Here is a 3237-nt window from a genome sequence, read left to right as displayed (position 1 = left end):
CTTCTTCATTTCAAGAAGCTGTTTCACTTTCAGAGAGGCCACCCCCGGCTTATAGGTTGCAACACTATTACCCGCCATTTGTCGCAGTGGCTGGGGTAGCTTCCACAACCACTTTCTTTTTTCCAGTGCCATCATCCGGTTAAAGATGGCATATCCTCCAAACACCTCATCGCCCCCCAGTCCCGACAACGCCATTGTGATACCCGCTTCTTTGGTCATCTTTGAAACCACCCAGGTATTAGGACCATCGCCGCTGGGATGGTCCATTGCTGACAGAGCATCAGGAAGTAAATGCAGAAAATCGTCCGGTTTGAGAAGAATCTCGTGATGATTGGTTTTGTGCAATTCAGCAATATATCTGGCATACGGAGCTTCCGAAAAATCATCCTCCGAAAAGGCAATATTAAAGGTATCAATCCTGTTGTCCGAAACATTTGCCATGGCACCTACCACAGCACTCGAATCAATCCCCCCTGAAAGAAAGGCACCAAAAGGCACATCAGCCACCAGGCGACGCTCCACTGACTCAAAAAACAATCTGCGAACCTGCTTCTTTGCCTCTTCATAACTATCGGAAGTCTTCTTTTCAGCCTTTTCAAACGAGCTCCAATAAGTATTCTCAGCTATTTGATTCTCCTTCAACTGGTAGCACAACACAGTGCCCGGGAGAAGCATTTTCACTTCATCCAGAATGGTATCAGGCGCCTGAACAGTCTGGTACCTCAAAAAATCCACCACCGAATCACTCTTCAGCTTTTTGGAAACCATCCCCGAAGCCAGTAAAGCCCTAACCTCAGATGAGAAGAAAAAGCCCTTATCGGTATGACTCCAGTAAACCGGTTTAATCCCCACCCGATCGCGCACCAACGAAAGGGACTGCTCCTTCTTGTCCCATACAGCAATGGCAAACATCCCGTTGAACAATTCCACACATTTGCTGCCCATTTTGCTCCACGCTGCCAACACCACCTCACTATCGGTATGCGACTTCCAGGGATAATCAAACCGACCTCTTAAGTCCCTGAAATTATAGACCTCGCCGTTAAAAACCATCACATACCGTCCACAAGCCGATACCATAGGCTGATGCCCCGCTTCCGAGAGGTCAATAATTGACAACCGCCGGTGCCCCAGAGCCACCTCACCATCCTGCCATATCCCTTCATCGTCGGGCCCCCCCTGAGAAAGCCGGTCATTCATGGCTTTAACCCTGGTTTCTTTATCGTTTATTGCTTTGGAAATAATTCCGTTAATCCCACACATATTTATATTGTATTGAGCTGATGAGCTACTAAATTTGTAAGCTCAAATATAATTACCTATTTTCTAATCTTCTAAGCCCCGGGATTGAAATCCCAGATCATAAAATGGGTCGTGCCTGGGGCACTTTGAAGTAAAATTCCTGGCAAACTTAGAATTACCACACTACCTTCTAATCCTCCGTTCATGTGGATTTCTTTGTGAAAGACAAAGCAGCAGAGCTGAGCGGTAATCCACATTGTTCTATCGTTTTGCGGATTTCAAATCCAACGGGACTATCTATCCAATTACAGTTCCATAGGAACGGCAAATATTGTTCACCCGGAATTCATTCCGGGGGTTGTTCTTTCATCTTGTTACAGATTTTTCACAATTTCAGAATATCAATTCTATTCTCTTATTTTTCTACTCGTCTTGTAGCTAACCCTACTGTTCAAAGAACCCGCAGCGCAGATCGGTGATTCTACCACTCTATTTTCAGACCCCAAACCGTGAAGAGGTGGCAGAATTCTAACCAAACAATTCATCATATCTCTCTTCCAGCCCGGCATCTAACAAATACCTCTCTGCAAGCTGCTTTGCTGCTTCCCCTTTATTTTTTAATTCTTCAGAAGTACTATTGAGCAGTTCCATAAAAACCCTCTCAAAATCATCCTTCTCCTTCAAATCAAAAACCCACCCGGAACCTTTGTCTTCCAAATTCTGCCAGGGTGTTTTATTGCTGATCATCACCGGTAGCCCGGCGGCTAAGGCTTCATAAATCGAATGCCCAAAATTCTCTCCAAAGGTAGGCAGCACATAACAATGATATCCTGTAAGTATCTCGGCTACCCTTACCGGTTCCACAGCTCCCATATAATTCACTTCCACATTTTTGGACATTTCATCAATAACCTGCTTACACTCCTGCCAATAATCCTTATCCTTCACCGGTCCGTATATATCATAAATGATTTGTCTTTTCCCCTTGTAGTCTTTTAAAAGCTCCAACAATGCCAAATGGTTTTTTTTCCGTGCCACCAGTGCAATAGTAACCAACCTTAATGCCTCACCTTCAAAATCCGGCATCGTATTTTCCTTTATAACCGCAGGCACATTCCCGGCAATGGTAATTCCTGCCTCTTCTCCAATCTCTCTTCTAATATCCTTAATTTCCTGCTCATCGGTTGCATGCCAGGCAACATTTCCCAATGTCATAAACGGCCTCAACACCATCAGGAAATATTTTTTCTTAGTTGCTTTCAATGCCAACGCCCCTTCCTGAAACATCCCACGAGGAGCAATTATCATACGTCGGCCTTTTCTGGCATGCGTTGCATTAAAAATCAATGGATAAACAGTTGCAAAAAGAGAAAACAAACCATTGATGTAAACAATTTCAGGGTTAAGGTTTTTCAATAATCGATTAACCCCGGTGAACCCGGTATTTTTATGGGACGCATAAAAGACCTGTGCTTTATCCTCAAAATCAAGCCACTCATCGCACTTTACATCCAGCTTTGTTCCATCCAAATCTACATTCCGGGCCAGAACATAAAATTCAAATTGAGTTCTCAATAACCGAACCATATTGGTAATCGACTGAATAGGCCCTCCTGCTTTAAATGCCGGGGTAAAATAGTCGTATGTTATCAGAATTTTTTTCTTTTCCTTACTCATAGCATAGCAAAGGTAATAATTTAGAGAATAGTTTTTAGGGAGAGGTGAAAGGTATTGGGTGCAGGGCATAGAGTCCATGCTATTCTGCCTTTCTACCCACTTACAAGCTTTCACCTGCCCTTTCAGGGCGACAAAAATGACCTTGACTTCGTTACCCGGGCCGGTGCCCCGGGCTAAGGTTGGTTGGGCTTTCAGCCCGCGGTTCTATTTCTCACTTTTTCACAAAAACAATAATCGGTGTCATTCTATTGGTTGAACCATATAAGGCATATAAAAGTAAAAGAGTCTCTCTGTGCAAAAATTCGTTGCGCAAGCAAC

General features: G+C 43.9%; 2 protein-coding genes. Both read right to left on the bottom strand.

The window, feature by feature from the left end:
• Positions 1 to 1263: asparagine synthase (glutamine-hydrolyzing) (gene asnB, locus QZZ43_RS07795; RefSeq protein WP_291857665.1), on the bottom strand; the 1263-nt coding region annotated here is incomplete at its 3' end.
• Between the two features lie 507 nt (positions 1264 to 1770).
• On the bottom strand, positions 1771 to 2919 hold the full coding sequence (locus QZZ43_RS07790; protein WP_291857663.1) for a glycosyltransferase: 1149 nt from the start codon (positions 2917 to 2919) through the stop codon (positions 1771 to 1773).
• Between the last annotated feature and the right edge of the window lie 318 nt (positions 2920 to 3237).

It is taken from the genome of Marinilabilia sp. (assembly GCF_016278715.1).
Lineage (GTDB): Bacteria > Bacteroidota > Bacteroidia > Bacteroidales > Marinilabiliaceae > Marinilabilia.
Note: the sequence above shows the minus strand (reverse complement) of the source record. Positions and strands in the feature narration are given on the sequence as shown.

Excerpts from the sequence above, each read along its gene's own strand:
- QZZ43_RS07790 (WP_291857663.1), bottom strand. The coding sequence starts at position 2,919 with ATGAGTAAGGAAAAGAAAAAAATTCTGATAACATACGACTATTTTACC.